The organism is Clostridioides sp. ZZV14-6387 (assembly GCF_020657835.1).
GTDB lineage: Bacteria > Bacillota > Clostridia > Peptostreptococcales > Peptostreptococcaceae > Clostridioides > Clostridioides difficile_A.
This window is the reverse complement of sequence record NZ_JAGWCW010000047.1, coordinates 1-19,470: the sequence shown is the minus strand read 5'-3', so window position 1 is coordinate 19,470 and position 19,470 is coordinate 1. Positions and strand designations below refer to the sequence as shown.

The following is a 19,470-nucleotide window of genomic DNA, read 5'->3' as shown; positions in this document are numbered from 1 at the left end:
GATGTTGTGATATCTAAAAAAAACTATGCTCTTGATGGTAACTATACTTTAAGTCTTACAGATGAACATTTATCAACCTTAAGTTTTAATTCTAAAAATAATATAACTATAGAACTTAGTACTTATCAAGGAGGTAAATTTTTAGATAAAACTGTTATATTCACAAAAGGCAACACTAAACCAAAATTAAATATATCCTCTTATAATTCCACTTCTGCGACATTTACAGCGATAGACACAGATAATAATTTAAGTAAAATAGAGTGGTTCATTGATGATGTATTAAAAGAAACAATAACAACAGATTTGACAACAGAGAAAACAATAAACTATGAACTTACAGACAATGCAATACACACACTTAAAATAGTAGCTACAGATGCAGAGAATGCAACTGCTGAGAAGGTTTTGAGTATCAGTAAAGAAATTATGCCACTTCAATCTGATGCAACTTTACAAGATATATCATCTAAGTTGGTAGAGATTGGAGAAAGTTTTAAAAATGGTAAAACAAGTATTATAAATACTTTAGCATTAAAGAATATAGAAGCAAATTTAAATAATACATTAGTGGAGTTATCAGAAAAAATAAAGACTTCTTTTGATAGTTCAGATGCTAGTGTTGAAGAGTTGCAAAATAGGATAACAGAGTTGACCAATCAACTTAGCCAACGCAAAAGATGGGCAAAAGGTACTTCTTCTATGTTAACAAGACTTATTGACTTTAAAAAATACAAAAGCAGTGAGACTGAAAAAATGTATAGTACAGAAATAATCAATCTAGCATTTGAACCAACATTAGTAATAGTAATTGGAAACAATATAAGTAGTTTTAATTATTCTTCAAATGTTATATATAAAAAAAATGAATATTTAGTTCCTGCATTTACAACTAGTGATGAAGGCAGAAATTTTCTTTTAGATGCAGGTCAAATTAAATATAGTGATGAAAAAATAGTCTTACCTATTCTTACAATAGGTAGTTCTGGTGATGAAGGGTTTACATGGTATGCTCTTGAATAAAAAATGAGGTGATAGAATGAATAGAGGAAATAGAATAATTTACGACCAAACAGGTAAGGTATGGATACAAACAGGCGAAGCAACAGGAGACATATTAGCACATGATGTAATAACTAAATTAAATTACTTAGATATTGAATTTGGTAGTATAGACTATAGTAAACAGTATATAGAGTCTATAAATCCAATCACAAAAGAACCAGTTTTAAAAGATACAGAAGTTATTTTAACAGATGAACAAAAGAGATTACAAGCATTAGAAGAAGAACTAAGTATGTTAAAAGAAGAAAATAAAAATAGAGATAGTGAGATAGTAAACACAGCATTTGAAGTGGTAAATATGAAATTAAATAACAATATCTAGGAGGAATTAATATGTATAACTTATTAAAATTAATGATAGAACAAAAGAACTATAGTACCAAAGAGGATTTGCAACATAAAATGGATGTATTCTATGCAGTAAACAGGATTACAGAAGAACAATATTTAGAGTTAACGGATTTATTAAATAAAGAAGAAACGCCATTAGAACCAACATTTTAAATAGGTTCTTTTTTTATGGGATTAGATAATTCTAAGTCCTATTTTAATACAAAATTAGGAGGATGTATGAATATAACAATAGTTTTTTTAGCAACAAATATATTTATAAAGTTAGTAATATTAGCAATAGCTTTTGATACTCTTTTAGGATGTCTAAGATCAATAAAAACACATCAGTTTAATAGCTCTTTTGGTATAAATGGAGGAATAAGAAAAGTTGCAATGATAGCATGTATATTTTTTTTAGCAGTAGTTGACATACTTACAAAGTTTAACTTTTTATTTATGTTACCACAAGAATGGATTGATTTTCTGAGATTAAATCATCTTGGAATATCCGAATTTTTTTCTATTTTATTCATTTTGTATGAAAGTGTAAGTATATTAAAAAATATGTATCTATGTGGATTACCAGTTCCCAAAAAACTAAAAGAGAAAATAGAAAATTTACTAGATACAATGACAGATGAATTGAATATTAAAGGAGGAAAATAAATAATGAAGATAGCAGTAGTACCAGGACATACACTAACAGGTAAAGGAACAGGAGCAGTTGGTTATATAGACGAAGGAAAAGAAAACAGAATACTAACTGACTTAATAGTGAAATGGTTGAAACAAGGTGGAGCAACTGTATATACTGGTAAGATAGATAAATCGAATAATTATCTATCTGAACAATGTCAAATAGCAAATAAACAAGACATAGACTTGGCAGTGCAAATCCATTTCAATGCAAATAGCACAACTCTAAATCCAATGGGTACAGAAACAATATACAAAACTAGTAATGGCAAAGTGTATGCTGAAAGAGTCAACAAAAAACTAGCAACAGTATTTAAAAATAGAGGTGCTAAATCAGATGTAAGGGGCTTGTATTGGCTTAGAAATACAAAAGCACCAGCAATATTGATTGAGGTATGCTTTGTAGACAGTAAAGCAGATACAGATTACTATATTAAAAATAAAAATACAGTTGCAAAGCTAATAGCTGAGGGTATATTAAATAAGAAAATAGATAATATTGAGGTGAAACAAATGTATAAACATACAGTAGTTTATGAGGGAGAAGTTGACAAAGTTCTAGCACAGATAATTAGTTGGAACTACAAAGAAAATGAATGTAGAGTATGTGATATAAAAGATTATATTCCTGGTCAGACACAAAATCTGTATATTGTAGGTGGCGGAGCATGTAATAAGATATGGTCTATAACTAAAGAAAGATATACTATGATAAAAGGTAATGATAGGTTTGATACACTTTACAAAGCATTAGATTTTATTAATAGATAATTAAAATTAATATCTTAAAATCTTTTGTATATTTTACCTACGTTTCATATACATTAAATAAGCTAATGTATATGAGAAGAATGATATACTAAGAATAGAAATAAGCATATGTATAATAGAAAGAAAAGACTATTCTATAAGCATAAATAGCATAGGTGAGATAAATATATATTATGATTCAAGATATGAAAATAAGATACAGAGTATAGTCGGTGAGATTGAACAGTTATTCAAGTCTCAAGTTAAAAATTTTAGTGTATCAAAATTTAAGCATTGATTATTAGGAAGGTAACAACTAAAATTAGTTGTTACCTTATTTTGGTATTTTTTAGAATCTTTTTAGTTTTTCTGGTATTTTTGGCTGATATACATGCCATAGTGAAGTTGTGTTTGCAGATAAAAATGCTGCAAACATAGCTAATACACTACAGGCTTTCATGAAGTGATATAGAATTTTTTTCATATTAACATCTCCCTATGATATTTTTTTATTTATAATAATCTGAATAATTAGTAATAAATTTATCCAAGATAAAGCTAAAAAAGTATATACAACATAATTGTATAAAGTTAAGTATTTGCAACCTAGAAAAACAATCAAGAATAAGGTGCTAGATATAACTCTTGAAATTAGCTTATTTTTTTTATATTTTGTTTCATTTAGCGGATTGTTCACATGACATACTGGAGCAAAAATAAAAATGCTCAGAAAGTTGAAACTAGACAATATCGCTAAAAATAATGGGATAGGGATAGAATTATTTAAAATTATTCCCAAAACCATAGAAATAAAAAAAATGCTATTGAAAATTAGGATACAGTTTTTGTTGTTAGCTGCATGATATCCTCCTGAAAATTGCCTTATCGTACAAAAAGATATTAAGAATACTATAGAATAAATAAATTTACCTAATATTAAACCTATTATTAACGAAATTAGAGTATTTAGTATAGAAGATAGTAAAATTTCTAACCCATAGGAGCAGATTTCTAAATCATCTTTTTCTATTACTTGATTTAAAACAAATAAAAAAGCTATTTTATCAGAACAAGATTTTATCATTTAACTTTCTCCTTAAATAATTTTATTAATAAATTATAGGTATTAAATATTCTCATATACAATATTTGAATCTTTTTGTGATTCTCTAATTGGTATCATCATATTTAAATAAAATAAATCTTCTGTGAAATCTATAGAAACTGCACCATCATATTTTTCTAAAGAATTTTTTATACTTTTTATTCCTAATCCATGAAATTCTTTATCTTCTTTTGTAGTTAAAAAATTATTGTTTTTTAATAAAATATTATTTGATTTTGTATTAGTAATTTTTATTGCAAAGAATTTATTTACTATCATTCCTTGTAATTTTATTTTTTTATCAGTGTTTTTGATTTTTTCACAAGCTTCAATTGCATTATCTAATGCATTTGCAAAGATAGAACATATATCTTCTTCTTTAATAAAATTACAATTGTTAAAGTTTATATTAATTGTGAAATCAATTCCTTTTTCTATACAAAGTTCTTTTTTTTCTGATAATATGATGTTTAAAGTAATATTTCCTGTATCAAATATATTGCTATATTCATCAAGCTTTTTTTCTATATCCTTTATGTAATTACTAGTATCAATATTTTTTTTATTCATTTCATTAATGCAAATAAGATGATTCTTCATATCATGGTTTAATTCTTTTGTCTTAAGATAATATTTTTTTATATTGCTATAATATTTATTTTCAGAATTTATTTTTTCTTGTAGTTTAGTTAATTCAATATATTTTTTATTACTTTTTAATATTTTAACTATGCTATAAATTAATGTTATATTAGAAAAAGTTAATAATAGTACCATGATTAAAATATCTAATCTAGTAGCAGAAGAAATATCTAGTAGTTTTAAGATATATTTATAAAATATAAAAAATGATATCATATTTGCGACTATTGGTATACACATATAAATTTCTTTTTTAGTAACTTGTAGATTACTAGATATAGATTTATAAATGTATAATAAAGTAATTAGAACTACATTTCCTAGCACTATAGTTTCATATCTATAAAAATTATCATTTAATAAAATATTCATAGAACTCAAATTATTTATTGAAACTATTGCTATCATACTTAATGCATTTATGCATACTAATATTGCCCAATAAGAAAATGAAACTATCAAACATTTGTAAAGATTAACCTCATAACTCAATTTATAAAAAATAAACATTACAAAAATGCATATTAATATTCTATTATCAGCACCAACATTAATATATAAAGTAGAAATAATAATAAAAGTGGAAATTAAAAAATATAAATTTATTAAACTAGTTTTGATTTTACTTGTATAATCAAATACTTTTTTACATGCCCAAATTTCTATAATAGAAGAAACAGTTGTTATAAAAAAATCTAACATAATAAAACTCTCCATAAGTTAAGTAATTTTGTATAAACTTCATTTAATAATACGAAAATAATTTGAAATTTTATAGTAATTATATCATAAAATAGGTTACCATGGGATAAAGTTGCTAAATATAACATATATATATAAATAATTTTATCTGTATACATTATTATTAATATGAATAAGTAAAAGTTGTAATAATAAAATGAACTAAAATTATCATACTAAAACATAAGACATGTTATAATTGTATTAGATATATACATTAACATACACCAAAGCACTCTTTTTATAGGAGTGCTTATTTTTTGAAATACATTAATATAATAAATATCAATAACCTTACTTAACATATCTTAAAAACGATTTAAATAGGTCCTTTCAGCAACCTAGAACGTATGATATAATAAAAAACAGAGTGGAAGGTATGCCAATTTTACTATAGCCTAATTGTGATGCAGATTTTTACCATAAAGATGATGATAACAAATAAGAGTGGTGTTAGCCACTCAAGGTCCCCTTTAGGGGATTTTTTATTTTGTACAAAATGGTAGAATATATATTATAGAAATGGAGGCAAAGTAGTGAGTAAGATAAATAATAAAAATAAAAGTTGGATTGAAAGGCATAAGATACTAACCATATTTATAAGTGTAATAGCAATTCTTATTATATGTATTGGCTTACCGTTGTTAATAAATAGGGTGTTATATTGGGATATAAGAACACATAATTCAACAGATGGTGAGTGGCTAAGTTTTTGGGGCAGTTTTTTAGGTGGTATATTTGGAGGGTTAGCAACATTAGGTGCTATATTGATAACTAGAGAAATGGCTAAAAAAGATAATGAAGAGTTAAAAGAAAGTATATCTAGGGAAAGAGAGCCTAAGGTTATTCCTATTAAGAAAAATGCATATTTGTATAAAACTTATGGTACTCCTTGTATGTTTAATGAAATTCAGATGCCAAACAAAGTTCCAATATGTTCAGATATTATAAAGTTAACACTTGTGAATGTAGGAAAAGAAGCGGCAATACAAATAGAAGTATTTTGGGAAAAACCTCAAAATATAGTTAAAACTAAGGATTTAACAGATGAGGATTTAAAAGTATATAATAAATTCTTTAACGAGTTTGATATAAATGAAAATATTAAAGTCGAGAAGGAATATATTTCTTCTTTACAAGAAGTTGAGATAGGTTTAAACATGTATACTGAAATGTATATTAGGGAATTATCGAGTGAACTTATAGATAATTTTAGAGAAAATAATAAACATGGTATATATATTAGGAAAAATATTAAGGTGGGTACAATTAACATTAAACGTAAGAATATATATGATGAAACCTATAATACATCATATGATATGGAAATATCAATATTTGAGATGGGTAAAAGTTATAAATTATATACTATAAATATAGACTTTAATTTGATTTAAGATATGGAGTAATTTTGTCTTTTTTTTATTTCAAATTTCAATAATCTATATAAATACTCAAGAAGATTATTTGAGCTATCTTAAAAAACTATTGCATTAGCTATTTTTTAATCAATAATTTATGATATAATAAAAAAATAGAAGTGTATTCGCAGTACACTTCTATATCTGTAACTAAGCATTCTCATGTTGGGGAGTGCTTTTTTCATTTCTCCAAACAACTTTGTTTTTTTCATCTGTAATTATCAAATTAATCTTATTATCTTTCAATATTTCTGTTGCAGTACAAATGAGATTATCTAAGTCAAAACTTCGAGTTATTTCTAATTGCTTGTTATTTATTACTCTTTTTAGTATATAAGTCTTAAAACACATTTATATCACCTCTTGTATTTACTCTTTTTTCTCTAAAAATATATTGATAAGTAAATATGCAACAAATAAAAAAATCTCAATGATGCATAGTGTTATAGCTATAACTAGAAGTGATTGATTTTTCCATGCACTATAAGCTATGATGAAAAGAAATGTAAAGGCACATAATGTATAATTCATAATTTTAACTAATATATGACTTGTTTTCATTGTTAAATATAAGTCTCTTTCATCTGCATTATCGTGCAATTCTTCAACAATGCCTTTTCTTGAAAAAGCATTGTAAAAATTAAAGATTGCTATTGTAATTAAAAGGAATGATGAAATTAGGAATCTTTGTTCTTTTAAAATGCAGTAAATAACTATACTAACACAACATAACATAGAAGCTATAATACCTACTATAAAACCTCGTCTATTCTTTACTTTCATGTTTTTTGTCCTCCATTTCTTTATTTTCTTTTAAACAACATAGTTCTTCAACCGTTGTATCAAATACTTGTGCTATACGGTAGGCAAGCATAAGAGAAGGATTATATTGCTCTTTTTCAATAGAAATAATTGTTCTGTTTGATACATGGACTAAATCAGCAAGTTGTTGCTGTGTTAGACCCATATTTGTTCGAAATTCTCGTACTTTTGTTTTCATTCCATACCCTCTTTCTATGTGAAGCTAACTTCATGTGAAGTCAACTTCATAATATCCTAAAATAAGTAAAATGTCAATTTTTTTTAGAGGAAAGATAAAAATAATCTAAAACGTAGAATATATGGTAAATTTTACCTGTAGTTTTTGTGTTAAAAAGCTCCTATTATTAGTTTAAGTTAGATTTTAGGTTTTATAGAAAGAAGGAATATATTATGATAAATAAGAAATTACCAGATGCAGAATTAAAAATCATGAAATTCATTTGGAACTCAGGTTATAAAACTGTAACATCGAAGGATGTTGCAGATGAGATAGAAAAAATATATGGCTGGAAACATACAACTACAATTACGCTTTTAACAAGGTTAACTAAAAAAGGTTTTTTAATCTCTCAGAGAATTGGAAAACATGTACATTATACAGTATTAGTGAAAGAAAAAGAATATTTGAAATTAGAAGGTAAAAGAATTTTTGGAGGTTTACATAACAATCCTTTATCAGAACTTATTTCAAAATTACATGATGGAGAAGAAATAACAGAAGACAAAATAACAGAAATAGGGGACTGGATAAAAAGTTGGAAGGATGAAGATTAATAAATGAAAGGTAGCGACTAATATAAGTTCTACCTTTTTTCTGTGGATAATGTTGGGGATAAGCTGTGGAAAAATTATGTAAATACTGTGTATAAAATGTTTTGCTGACATTTAACTGACAAAAGCATATAAAAAGATATGAATATATTGGAATAACAACATTTACAAATAAAGATATGGTATAGTACTAATGTCAACAACAAAGAGTAAATAATTATAAATTTTATTAAATAATAGTAAATTCAAGTGTTTTATAAGTAGATTTTATTATCTATATTGCTGATATTTAACTGACTAATAAAAAAAGTACTTAAAATGGCATTTAGCTGACCATTATTTGAATAATATTTTACTTATATTTTCACATGCTTCTTTGTCCATTTCTTCTAATAAGTAATAATATCTATTCATATTTATTTTTATATCTGCATGCCTAATCTTCCTGAAACAGATTTTATATTAGTACTTATTTATATAAAGTGAACTTCATATTATAAAAGGAGTATTCAATGAAAACTAAAATTAAAATATTAAGAATTTCCATTGGAATGACACAACGACAACTTGCTGATTTAGTTTATGTGAGCGAGAGAACAATTATTTCTATAGAAAAAGAACAGTATGCTCCTTCGCTCATGCTTGCTTATCGTATTTCAGAGGTATTTGGCACAACAGTAGAAGATTTATGCTATCTTAAAGAAAATAAAGAGTTGGAGGATAAACAATATGAAAATTTATAATAAAAAAGGTTTTACCTTTGGTGTTTTGGCTACAATATTAGGAATATGTAGTTTAACAAAAGATATTATATATCCTGAAGATTGGCTAACACTGCAAATTAAGCATGTTGTATTTTCTATAATAATTTTATTATTTGGGATTATAACTCTTATTCGGGCATTTTCTAAAAAAGCTACACAAGAAGATAGGATTGAATCTATGGATGAAAGAAATCGTCTTATAAAGTTAAAAAGTGAAGCTAAGAGTGGAAATATTATGTTTTGGATTACAACAATTATTAGTATATGTAGCTTTTTATTTTATTATTTAACAGAAAATATATTGTATATGTTTATTTTTATTCCAATTGCAATTCTAAGCATGATGTACATTATTATAGAGTTTATTTCATACTTATATTATGAAAAGCGTGAATAAAAATATATCAACTAATTTTATAAATAATACTATAATAATCTAGGATTGTTTAACAAGTACAGTTTATATATTATAATAAAATAAATTATTAATTGTACAGAGAGGTGAGTTGCATGGCATACATATGTTTTGATGATGTTTGTTATTATATATTAAAAGAAGCAATGAAGCTAAAGTTAATACCACATAATAAAATTGTAGTATTTGAAGATGATTTATCAATAGGTGATATTTCAGATGTAAATAATTATGAATTAAGAAAAGATATTTTTAAAGTTAGAGCTGATTTTGAAAATAATCCTAAACTATTATTCAAGCCCAATTTATTAGAAGATAGAAGCTTGGTAAAACATAGAGACATAATAATATGGTGTGCAAATAACTCAAGGGATTTATGTGGTGTATATTATATAGTGAGTAAGTTTCAAGATAAAAACATAAAAATTGCATTAATAGATGAAAAAAAGATAGAAGATGGTATAATGAAATATTCGTTTACTAGTGAAATGTCTCCAGAAGATACTTATTTCTTTTTAAACAAGGCATCAGAAATTGAATTTAATGAAAAGCTAGAAATTAAAAATAAATGGGATGTATTAGTTAAAGAAAATACTATTTTTAGAGCATTGATAGGAAAAGAAATTAAAAGTGTTGAAGAAACTTATTTTGATAAATATATACTAAAAAATATTAGTGATAAATGGAAACCCTTAATTGAAGTTGTTGCAGAATCTTTGCTTGAAGATGAAATGCGTGTAAAAGATTGGTTTATACTTTGGAGAATAATGAATTTGGTAAATTTAAAAATAGTAGAAATTAAAGGAAGTAAAGATGATTTATATTCTGATACTGAAATAAGAAAAATTTAAGTATTTGGAGGTGAAGACGATGAATTTTTGGGAAGGAATAGACAATGAATTGTTAGGTAAAACTACACTTGTGGATATTGTGGTTGCTATGTAGGAAGTGAAAAAGGTTATGAAGGTATTTATCGTACTAGTCCAGAAAAAGAGGTTGAAATAAGCATATATGTATGTCCTAGTTGTGGTAATCCAACTTATTTTGATAAAGACAATAGACAGTATCCAATGTCCAAAGCTGGGAATGATGTATTACATATTAATAATAAAGATGTTGAAAATTTATATGAAGAAGCTCGAAATTCATTTAGTGTAAATGCATTTACATCAGTAGCTTTATGTTGCAGAAAGTTATTAATGAATGTAGCAGTACATTTAGGTGCTGAAGAAAATAAGACATTTATATTTTATGTTGAATGGCTTGATAAAAAGAATTATATATTGCCTAATTCTAAAAAATGGGTGAACCAAATAAGAAAGATAGGAAATGAAGCTACTCATGAAATTTGTATTGTAAGCGAGGAAGATGCTAAGAAGACATTAATTTTCACTGAAATGTTGTTAAAGATAGTCTATGAATTTCCAGCTATGGCAGAATAATAGGGAGAAGATGTATTTTGGCATTTAATACATAATAGATTTTATAAATGGAGTAGATTGTATACCAGTAGAAATGAAGTATAGTATATGTGCAACAGCTATGAACCTGAGCTTAATATTTAAAAATTATGAATGTGAAAGTTTCTAAGAAAAAATTTGCATTTATAGACAGGCAATTTTATATTTAAAATAAAAAGTGAACTCTTTTAAGAGTCCACTTTTTTATATAAATAAGTTGTTATTTGATAGACTATATTAATATTAAGTATTTGTAATAAAATATTTATAATCTGATATTTTTATATACTTAAAGTTTAATTCTTACCATAAACTTGTTCTTTAGTAAAATAACCATTATCAATGAGTATTTTATCTAAATTCTCTTTAGTAACCAGTTGACCAGTTATAAGGTTAGCTTTAATTGTACTACCACTTTGATTATCAAATTCTGAATTTACATTTATAGTTTCATTCTTTACCATATGAACTGCTTCATTCACAGCAGTACAGGCAAGCTCATTTAAATCCATATATATTGTGACATCTTGTGTACCTTCAACAATACGTTTAGCAGCATCTATTTCTGCATCCATACCAGTAATAACTACATGTTTTGAAATTCCTAATTCTTTTAATGCATCAACACATGCTCCTGCTATTTTATCATTTGGGGCAAGAATAGCATCTATATTGTTATTATTAGAACTTACTGCTTCAATGACCATCTTCTTTGCTTCATCAGGAGACCAACCTTTTACAGGAGCATCCAAAAGAATATTTATATTGTCTTTAATAGGAGAGATATATCTCATTGCTCCTTGGTACAATAATTTAGCATTATTGTCACCAGGGTCACCTTGAAGTATAATATAATCTCCATCATAAACTATTTCTGAAAGGTATTGACCTAATCTCTGTCCAATTCTACTACTATCATATCCTACAAAGAGGTCAACTTTTTCACCCAAAACAACACGAGCATAATTTATAACTGGTACATTTTTTTCCTTAGCATAATCTAATATTTCTTGAACTTTATTTACATCACGTGGAGTAATAATAAGGACATCAATTCCATTATCTATCATTTCAAAACAATCTTGTTTTTGTGTCTTTGGTTTATCTGTTTGATTAAGGCGTACCTCTATATCAGCACCAAGTTTTTTAGCTTGTTGCTCCATATATTCTTTTTCATGTTGCCAACGTGTGGCACTTCCAACACCAAAAGAAACACCAATTTTTACATTTTGTTTTTCACTTTCACATCCTGACAAACTAACTAAAAAAAGAACTGCTATACAAATCAAACTTATAATACGTTTCATTATATTTTTCCCTCCTGATAAAGTCTCTCAAAATCTTGCTCACTTATAGGTTTTGAATAGAAATAGCCTTGTGCAATAGAACATCCAAACTCTCGCATAAGCTCTACATTTTCTATATTCTCAACTCCCTCTACTACCACCTTGATATTTAGACTTCTTGCCATCTGAGTAATGGCAGCAAAAATAGATTTTTGTCTATCACTATTTGCAGTATCTTTTAAGAAGCCTCTATCAATTTTCAAAATATCTATGTCCATATCTTTTAGCATATGTAGTGAAGAATAACCAGAGCCAAAATCATCCATAGAAATTTGAAGCTTATTATCATGTACTTTGTTTATAAATTCTTCAATCATTTTATAATTATCAAAAATTATAGTTTCAGTAAGTTCTAATTCAATTAGATGAGGTGGTACTTTATACTCATCTAATTTTTGAAGAAGTACATCTAAGAAGTCATTATTAAGAAAGTGCATGCGCGAAAAGTTTACAGAAATTGGAACACAATTCACACCTTTTTCTAAATTTCTCTTAATAAATTTTAGAGTCTTTTCAAATATAGTCATATCAACAGCTGTAATTAATCCAGTTTTCTCACATACTGAAATAAATTCACCAGGAGGTCTTAATTTTCCATCATCAGTTCTCCAACGTGCCAATGCTTCAGCACCAACTAATTTGTGACTATTAATATCAACTTTAGGTTGATAGAAAGGAATAATTTCATCATTATCAAGTGCCTTTTCAATAGCTCTCTTTATTTGTTCATTGTGAATCATCTGTTTATCAAACTTCTCAGAGTAAATTTCCACTCTTTTGTATCTCATCCCTTTAATTTTTTGAGCTGCCATGTTTGCTTTATCAACCATAAGATTGATGCTTTCATCTCGATTAATAATTGGATATAAACCAGCAGAAAGGTATACTGTAACACCTTCTATCTTTAATTCTGAATCAAATAAGGAATTAAGTCTTTGTTCAGAGGCATCTTCTAGAAGAACAACAAAATGGTCACTATAAACTCTAGCAACTTGTTCATTTATAGAAAGTCTCTTAGTATAAATCTCATTAATTTTTCTTAAAATTTTATCTCCAACATCAAATCCGTAAAAATTGTTTATGTATTTAAAATTATCAATATCAAAAGTAAAAATATAAAATTGCTTGTTTGTATTTGTGCGTAGGAGATTTTGTAAATCAAACATAAATTTTGTATATGTATTGCCTTGTGTAATAGTATCTACAAATGCAATTTTTTTTAACTTAGTCTGCTGTTTTTCTTTTAAATATAAAAAATATATCATGCTAAAACCAAAAAACATTACAACAACCAATAAAATAAAATAGAATAACTTAATAACAATATTTGTATTTGCTGAAACTGCGTTAGTAGATACACTTGAGATTAAATACCAATCATAGACTTTGTCTATAGGAGTATAAGCAGAAAAATATTTTTCACCATTTAGCTCTGTTTCCATAATACCTGAATGATTGTTTTGTATATCTTTCTCTAGACTCTTAGAAACCTCTGGGTTCTGTAAAAAAATCATTCTATAATAGTTATCAGATTCTCTATTGTATATATCCTGCTCAGAACTTATAAGAATGTATCCTTGACTATTAATAATGTACATATGACCTTTTTCAGAAAATAGAGAAACTGAACAGAGATTATACATTTCTTTCAGTGTATACTGTTTTTGAATTGAGCCAATAACTTCTCCATGAGATTCTATAGGAACACTTATAACAAAAATGTCCTCTCCATCTAATCTAGAAACTATTCGTTCAGATATGTTTTGAATCCCCTTAGAAACTAGCTTAAAATAGTGCCTTCCTGAAATATCAAGTTCTTTGCCATTTGGAAAAGTTGCCTTTCCATCTTCTGATGCAAAGAAAAGTCTATCATCATTTTTTTCTTTTGAATAATTTAAAGCTATAGATTTTAAACTATCCTGACTTTTGTCTTTTGATTGTGAAAATCTTTCTGACACTTGGTTGGAAACAAGGTCTAAATTATTAACCTCCATCATTAATTTATTTGTAATTACATCTTTATTTTGTGTTACAATTTCAGTTAAATTAATTTTAACATCTGATTGCAGTAAATATTGTACATAGTTCATTAGATAGAAAACTGCAATTGCCATTAAAATATCCACAAAGACTGTAAGTAAAAACGGAATATTCTTTAAATTTTTTGTTTTCATCATATAGTAATCCTTTCTGCAGATGAAAGATGTTTTAAATAGTATCAGTATATCATCGATATAATTCATAGGCAATAATATAAGCCAAAAATATATTTAAAAATGATGATTAATTTATATAAAAAATAAAATTAAAAATAAACTGGCTTTATGTCTTTAGATAAATTTATTTTAAAAATTTATATGGAATTAGGGAAGGAGTTTAAATATAAAGTTTCGAAAGGTTTATTTATATAAAATAATCATAAAGTATATGATGATTGTTTTTAAATAATCATATACTTTATGATTAATATAATTATAAATAACAATACCTAAGTTATAAGTTATTTTTAGGCAAAGATATAATATAATAATTTTATTATTCACATATGCTATAACGATTTTTTCCAGCTGCTTTTGATATATACAGAGCTTTATCAGCTTTAGAAAATAAATCTTTATACGATTTAATTGAATCATTAACAAAAGCAATGCCAATGCTTAGTGTTATTTTATGATTATCTTTCACTTTTATTTTACTTGTATCATTTAAAATATTATTAGTAGCTTTGATTACTAAATCATTTGTTAATGATTTTATAAATATCATAAATTCATCTCCACCAATGCGAGCAACTATATCTTTATCACATGTGTTTTGTAGTAATATTTTTGATACAGCAACTAAAACTTCATTCCCCTCTAAATGTCCAAAAGTATCATTTACAGTTTTAAAATCGTCAATATCAATAACTAATAGAGCATCACTAGTTTTTTTATCAGAACTACAGAAGTACTCTTGTATAAAGTTTTCTGATACTCTTTGATTGTATAGTTGTGTTAGTGGGTCACGTTGAGCTTGATTAATTAAAATTTCTAATTTAGATTTATCTTCAGTTATATCTTTCAAAACACCAATTGTTTTGATAGGATTATGGTCACTATCATAGATAACTGAGCATTGAACACGAATCCATCTCCATTCATCTCTAGTTAATGAGTTTAATTGTCTTATTTCAATTGTCTCTCTAAGGTTTCCACGAAGTACTTCTAGTAATTTGCCAATATCATCAAGATGAATGATTGCTCCAGACTCTAACAATTTAGAATAATTTTTTGTTTCAAAGTTTTCTAATTCAATTTTCTTGTCAATTTCTACACGTTGGTACTTTATAAAATTATCATTTCCAATGTCATATTCAAACATAATGTCTGTAATATTTTGTAGAGCAATACGATAGCGTTCTCTTTCTAATTTTAGTTCAGATTCGATATTTTTTAGTTGAGTGATGTCAGTAATAATACTATTAATTTTTACTACACCGTCATTATTTAATGATTTCATTCCAGAATCCAATACCCACATTAATGTTCCATCTTTTTTGCGTATTCTATATTCAGTTGAATATGTAGTTCCATTCGCAAAACATCTTTCACAATCTCCTAGTGCTTTAGGCAAGTCTGGTGGATATACAGCTCCTACTGCGGTACCACCACTCATTTCGATAAACTCATCATAGGTATATCCCAATATTTTAGGCAATCCTTCATTAACATAGAAAAAGGAGAATGTATCATCATCATTGCTACCCTTTAATCCACCATTGATATTATTTGTAATCATTTCAATAACTTCTGTTTTTTCTTTTAACAATCTTTGTAAATAATCATAACTTTGTGTTCCAATTTTAGTAGGGAAGTATTCATCAATTTGCATTTCACCATAAGGATTTGATATATGCATGTGTTTTACTAGTAATCTTTCTCTATCTTCAATTATCTCAAATGTGCAACGTTGATTTACTTCTAAGACCATTTGTGCATTTTCTTTAGTACTAACAGTATATTTTCCTAATACCATACATCTATTTTTATCTTCACTTACAATTTCAAATGTATCATTACTTATATCACAAGAAGGTACTTCATTTTGACCTGCATAAAAATAATCTTTTATTTCATTAAAAGAAGTGAGAAATTCCTGTTCTCCTGGTCCAATCCATGTGATATCTTTAGAAAGGTGTTTTAATATTTCATCAATATCTCTATTTACATAAAAGTTTATTATAATATGTTTTGCAAATTTAGGTGCTTTTTTTAGGAGTATACTCATGATATTCCCCCTTTCTTTTTATTATACATCTCAGTTATATTATACATTAATATACTTAAATTAAAAATGTTGTTAAACAATGTTTTATATAAGTATATCATCATAGATTCAAAATTTTTTACTCTATCAACAATATAACTTAATGAAAGATGCTTACATTTATAAAATACTTTGAAAAATTTATTTAAATATATTAGTTTCTTTAAAATAAAGTGTTTTGGATTAGACTTCTGTTAAATTTTTTATTTTATTTATATCTATATACATACCTTGTGCAATAGCTCTTCCGTCAATTGCATATAGATTACATTGTGTATACATAACTGTAACAATTTGACCATCGCGCTTTATAAATCTATATAAAAAAGGTTCAATTTTATTTGTATCAATCATTTCCAAACTCTTTTTATAAATAAAGTCTAAATCGTCTGGATGAACAATTGTTCTTAAGTTACCACCCATCTCACCAAAAAATTGTTCTTTTGTATAACCTATAATATCAAACATTTCTTCATTCATATAAGTAATAATCATATCACCAAATAAATCATAACGAATTATACCTACAGGTAACATTGAATAAAATTGTGATAAAATATTACTTTCATCAAGATGAGTGTTTGTCATTTTAGGTATAGAATATGATTCAAACTCATTTATATAGCCAGCTGTTTTAATTAAGTCTAGGTTTAATTTTTTTAAAAGCAATCTATTTTCTGAAATTATACAATTTGCACTAAAATAGAAATTACTATACTTTTGATATTCAGCAGACTCATCTGATAAAACAGCTTCTCCACTAATTAATAATAAATTTGAGTCAGTATCATGTGGAGTTATACTTTTATAAAGAATAGAAAATTTTTTACCTTTAATATGTTTCTCAAAGTGTTCTATTATTTTAGCAAAAGATGTAATTTCCGTTTTGCTGTAAAAGTCAGACCATTGAATATCTTCAGTTACATTTGATTTTAGTTTTTTCATGTCTTGCATAATAAAAAATTCATCAAATATCTTTTCTACTAAGGATTTTCCTATATCAGAATATTTTATAAACATTTCTCCTGAATTATTTTCTTTAGATAGTAATTTTTCAAATTGAGCACATTCCATAGGTTTTGCATAATAATAACCTTGAGCAATATCGCAATTTATACTTTTAATAAATTCTACATGTTGTTCTGTCTCAACACCTTCACACACTGTAAGCATTCCAAGAGCTCTTGCAATATTTATTATAGAGTATAAAATTGTTGCATTTTTGAAATCATTCAAATTATGAGATAAAAATATTCTATCAATTTTGATTACATCAAAAGGTAGATTTTGCAACATACCAAAAGATGAATATCCAGAACCAAAATCGTCCATAGATACAGAAAAACCATAAGAACGAAGCTCATTTAAATGTTGAATAATAGTATTTGTATTTTCTAGCAATACATTTTCTGTGATTTCAATGCTGAAATTTGATGTAGAAACACTATACTTTTCGGTAATGCCTTTTAGCATACTTGGAAAATTAGGATTAAAAAAGTGAAGACGAGAAAAATTACAACAAATTGGAACAAAAACATCATTGTTATCAATCCATCTTCTTATATTTTTGCAGTTTTCTTCAAATAAATATAAATCTAATTCTGTTATTAAACCAAATTGCTCAAATAAAGGTATAAACTTATCTGGAGTAAGAAGTCCTTTAATTGGATGTCTCCATCGAGCAAGAGCTTCACATCCTACTATAGTATTGTTTTTTATATTATAGAGTGGTTGATAAAATGCTTCAATTTGTTTAGTTTGTAAAGCATGTGATATTTCGTATAAAAATTCTTTATCATTTTCCAATTTGTTATAAAAATTATTATCATCAAAATCAAATGGTATGTATCTATTTTTACCTTCTATTTTGGCCTTTTTTAAAGCACTGTATACTTGATTGAAAATCACTAAAGTAGTTACATTTGGTTCGCCATCCCAAATAGTACTACCAATACTAAATGTAACATTAGAGTGTATTTCTTTTTCATTAGGAAGTTGTACTTTTAATTCTCTAGCACTCTTTATAATGGTTGTACCTATATTATCTAGTTCTTCATTTGATACATTAGGAATTACAATTAAAAATCCTTCACCTTTTAGATAAGTAACTATTCCATTTGATTCTGGAATAAAGTACAACAGTTCTTGAGTTAGGTTGATTAATAGATTTTCTCCAACCAAGTATCCATATATATCATTAAATAATTTAAAGTTATCAATATTTAATAACATAACTCCAATATGTATATTTTTTGAAATACAGTCATCAATATATTGGTATACAAACTCCCTGTTTGGTATTTTAGAAAAAAAATCTATTTCATTTGAGACTTTTAATTTATAATCTCTATTATCTAATTCATTAGCTAATAGTTCTACCTTTTTATTTAACATTTTTATATAATCATAATTTTGCATGGTATTCCTCCATAAGATATTTGAAATTTTGACGATAAACACATTTATGCTAAAAATATTTAAATGTTAATTTATAAATAATTTGACTAATCTATTTTTAATAAGTATTTCAAACTTAGATGTATCAACTTACTTGTTATAATATTAAAAATAAAAATTTTTTAGTCTAGTAATAATCTTAGATAAAATTAGTTAATTATTAAGTTCGAGTATTGAAAGATTTCCTTTTTGAATGCAATTATATCATATTTTTTTATAAATAGATAGATTGCAGATTATGCAGTTGACACTATAGAACTCATTATAGCTAATATTAATTTTAATAATTTTATGAATAAATAATTTATTTATAATTAATTTATTATAAATAAATTCGTATCATAGCAACTGTATATTATACACATCTCCGAGAC

21 protein-coding genes are annotated in these 19,470 nt (G+C 25.9%); 11 read left to right on the top strand and 10 right to left on the bottom strand.

The window, feature by feature from the left end:
* The 5 genes from KGF38_RS19310 to KGF38_RS19290 form a co-directional block, all read left to right on the top strand.
* Nucleotides 1-1,023 (top strand): hypothetical protein (locus tag KGF38_RS19310; RefSeq protein WP_227832639.1); only part of this gene is annotated, 1,023 nt, incomplete at its 5' end.
* A 16-nt stretch (nucleotides 1,024-1,039) separates the two neighbouring features.
* A complete protein-coding gene (locus KGF38_RS19305) occupies nucleotides 1,040-1,387 on the top strand; it encodes a hypothetical protein (RefSeq protein ID WP_074178948.1) in 348 nt (115 codons plus the stop codon).
* A gap of 11 nt (nucleotides 1,388-1,398) precedes the next feature.
* Complete coding sequence (locus KGF38_RS19300) at nucleotides 1,399-1,569, top strand: hypothetical protein (protein ID WP_176702477.1); 171 nt, start codon at nucleotides 1,399-1,401, stop codon at nucleotides 1,567-1,569.
* Nucleotides 1,570-1,635: 66 nt separating this feature from the next.
* Complete coding sequence (locus KGF38_RS19295; RefSeq protein WP_285891544.1) at nucleotides 1,636-2,064, top strand: phage holin family protein; 429 nt, start codon at nucleotides 1,636-1,638, stop codon at nucleotides 2,062-2,064.
* Between the two features lie 3 nt (nucleotides 2,065-2,067).
* The gene (locus KGF38_RS19290; RefSeq protein WP_074178950.1) at nucleotides 2,068-2,865 is read left to right on the top strand and encodes an N-acetylmuramoyl-L-alanine amidase; all 798 of its coding nucleotides are present in this window, start codon (nucleotides 2,068-2,070) and stop codon (nucleotides 2,863-2,865) included.
* A 328-nt stretch (nucleotides 2,866-3,193) separates the two neighbouring features.
* On the opposite strand, the gene KGF38_RS19285 is transcribed toward KGF38_RS19290, so the two are convergent.
* Genes KGF38_RS19285 through KGF38_RS19275 form a run of 3 tightly spaced genes read right to left on the bottom strand, consistent with a single transcriptional unit; the run spans nucleotide 3,194 to nucleotide 5,293 of the window.
* Nucleotides 3,194-3,328 (bottom strand): cyclic lactone autoinducer peptide, encoded by a 135-nt coding sequence (locus KGF38_RS19285; protein ID WP_074178951.1) that lies wholly within the window; start codon nucleotides 3,326-3,328, stop codon nucleotides 3,194-3,196.
* 12 nt (nucleotides 3,329-3,340) lie between these two features.
* The gene (locus KGF38_RS19280) at nucleotides 3,341-3,928 is read right to left on the bottom strand and encodes an accessory gene regulator ArgB-like protein (protein WP_074178952.1); all 588 of its coding nucleotides are present in this window, start codon (nucleotides 3,926-3,928) and stop codon (nucleotides 3,341-3,343) included.
* 42 nt (nucleotides 3,929-3,970) lie between these two features.
* Nucleotides 3,971-5,293, bottom strand: a complete 1,323-nt coding sequence (locus KGF38_RS19275) for a sensor histidine kinase (RefSeq protein ID WP_227832638.1) — start codon at nucleotides 5,291-5,293, stop codon at nucleotides 3,971-3,973.
* 575 nt (nucleotides 5,294-5,868) lie between these two features.
* Between KGF38_RS19275 and KGF38_RS19270 the strand changes: the two genes are divergently transcribed.
* On the top strand, nucleotides 5,869-6,729 hold the full coding sequence (locus KGF38_RS19270; protein WP_074178954.1) for a hypothetical protein: 861 nt from the start codon (nucleotides 5,869-5,871) through the stop codon (nucleotides 6,727-6,729).
* Between the two features lie 174 nt (nucleotides 6,730-6,903).
* Here KGF38_RS19270 and KGF38_RS19265 read toward each other — a convergent pair whose 3' ends face one another.
* From KGF38_RS19265 to KGF38_RS19255, 3 genes are read right to left on the bottom strand one after another with little or no spacing between them, the layout of a single operon-like run.
* Complete coding sequence (locus KGF38_RS19265) at nucleotides 6,904-7,104, bottom strand: hypothetical protein (RefSeq protein ID WP_079770258.1); 201 nt, start codon at nucleotides 7,102-7,104, stop codon at nucleotides 6,904-6,906.
* 18 nt (nucleotides 7,105-7,122) lie between these two features.
* Entirely contained in the window at nucleotides 7,123-7,536 is a 414-nt protein-coding gene (locus KGF38_RS19260) for a hypothetical protein (RefSeq protein ID WP_074178955.1), read from the bottom strand.
* Nucleotides 7,520-7,753, bottom strand: coding sequence for a helix-turn-helix transcriptional regulator (locus tag KGF38_RS19255; RefSeq protein WP_074178956.1), 234 nt, complete (start codon nucleotides 7,751-7,753; stop codon nucleotides 7,520-7,522). The genes KGF38_RS19260 and KGF38_RS19255 overlap by 17 nt, the downstream gene beginning before the upstream one ends.
* A 212-nt stretch (nucleotides 7,754-7,965) precedes the next feature.
* Here KGF38_RS19255 and KGF38_RS19250 point away from each other — a divergent pair, with 212 nt between their 5' ends.
* From KGF38_RS19250 to KGF38_RS19230, 5 genes are all read left to right on the top strand, one after another.
* On the top strand, nucleotides 7,966-8,349 hold the full coding sequence (locus tag KGF38_RS19250; RefSeq protein ID WP_074178957.1) for a BlaI/MecI/CopY family transcriptional regulator: 384 nt from the start codon (nucleotides 7,966-7,968) through the stop codon (nucleotides 8,347-8,349).
* 509 nt (nucleotides 8,350-8,858) lie between these two features.
* Entirely contained in the window at nucleotides 8,859-9,089 is a 231-nt protein-coding gene (locus tag KGF38_RS19245; protein ID WP_054269899.1) for a helix-turn-helix transcriptional regulator, read from the top strand.
* Nucleotides 9,076-9,507 (top strand): hypothetical protein, encoded by a 432-nt coding sequence (locus tag KGF38_RS19240; protein ID WP_054269900.1) that lies wholly within the window; start codon nucleotides 9,076-9,078, stop codon nucleotides 9,505-9,507. Before KGF38_RS19245 ends, KGF38_RS19240 begins: the two co-directional genes overlap by 14 nt.
* A gap of 113 nt (nucleotides 9,508-9,620) precedes the next feature.
* Nucleotides 9,621-10,376 carry a DUF1835 domain-containing protein gene (locus tag KGF38_RS19235; protein WP_054269901.1) on the top strand — a complete coding sequence of 252 codons (756 nt, stop codon included), beginning with the start codon at nucleotides 9,621-9,623 and terminating at the stop codon, nucleotides 10,374-10,376.
* A 219-nt stretch (nucleotides 10,377-10,595) separates the two neighbouring features.
* Complete coding sequence (locus KGF38_RS19230) at nucleotides 10,596-10,967, top strand: DUF4145 domain-containing protein (protein ID WP_079770259.1); 372 nt, start codon at nucleotides 10,596-10,598, stop codon at nucleotides 10,965-10,967.
* A gap of 314 nt (nucleotides 10,968-11,281) precedes the next feature.
* Here KGF38_RS19230 and KGF38_RS19225 read toward each other — a convergent pair whose 3' ends face one another.
* From KGF38_RS19225 to KGF38_RS19210, 4 genes are all read right to left on the bottom strand, one after another.
* Nucleotides 11,282-12,292, bottom strand: a complete 1,011-nt coding sequence (locus tag KGF38_RS19225) for a substrate-binding domain-containing protein (protein ID WP_176702478.1) — start codon at nucleotides 12,290-12,292, stop codon at nucleotides 11,282-11,284.
* Nucleotides 12,292-14,505 (bottom strand): GGDEF domain-containing protein, encoded by a 2,214-nt coding sequence (locus tag KGF38_RS19220; RefSeq protein WP_054269904.1) that lies wholly within the window; start codon nucleotides 14,503-14,505, stop codon nucleotides 12,292-12,294. The genes KGF38_RS19225 and KGF38_RS19220 overlap by 1 nt, the downstream gene beginning before the upstream one ends.
* Nucleotides 14,506-14,866: 361 nt before the next feature.
* Nucleotides 14,867-16,600, bottom strand: a complete 1,734-nt coding sequence (locus KGF38_RS19215) for a sensor domain-containing diguanylate cyclase (protein ID WP_054269905.1) — start codon at nucleotides 16,598-16,600, stop codon at nucleotides 14,867-14,869.
* A gap of 222 nt (nucleotides 16,601-16,822) precedes the next feature.
* On the bottom strand, nucleotides 16,823-19,057 hold the full coding sequence (locus KGF38_RS19210) for an EAL domain-containing protein (protein ID WP_074178958.1): 2,235 nt from the start codon (nucleotides 19,055-19,057) through the stop codon (nucleotides 16,823-16,825).
* Between the last annotated feature and the right edge of the window lie 413 nt (nucleotides 19,058-19,470).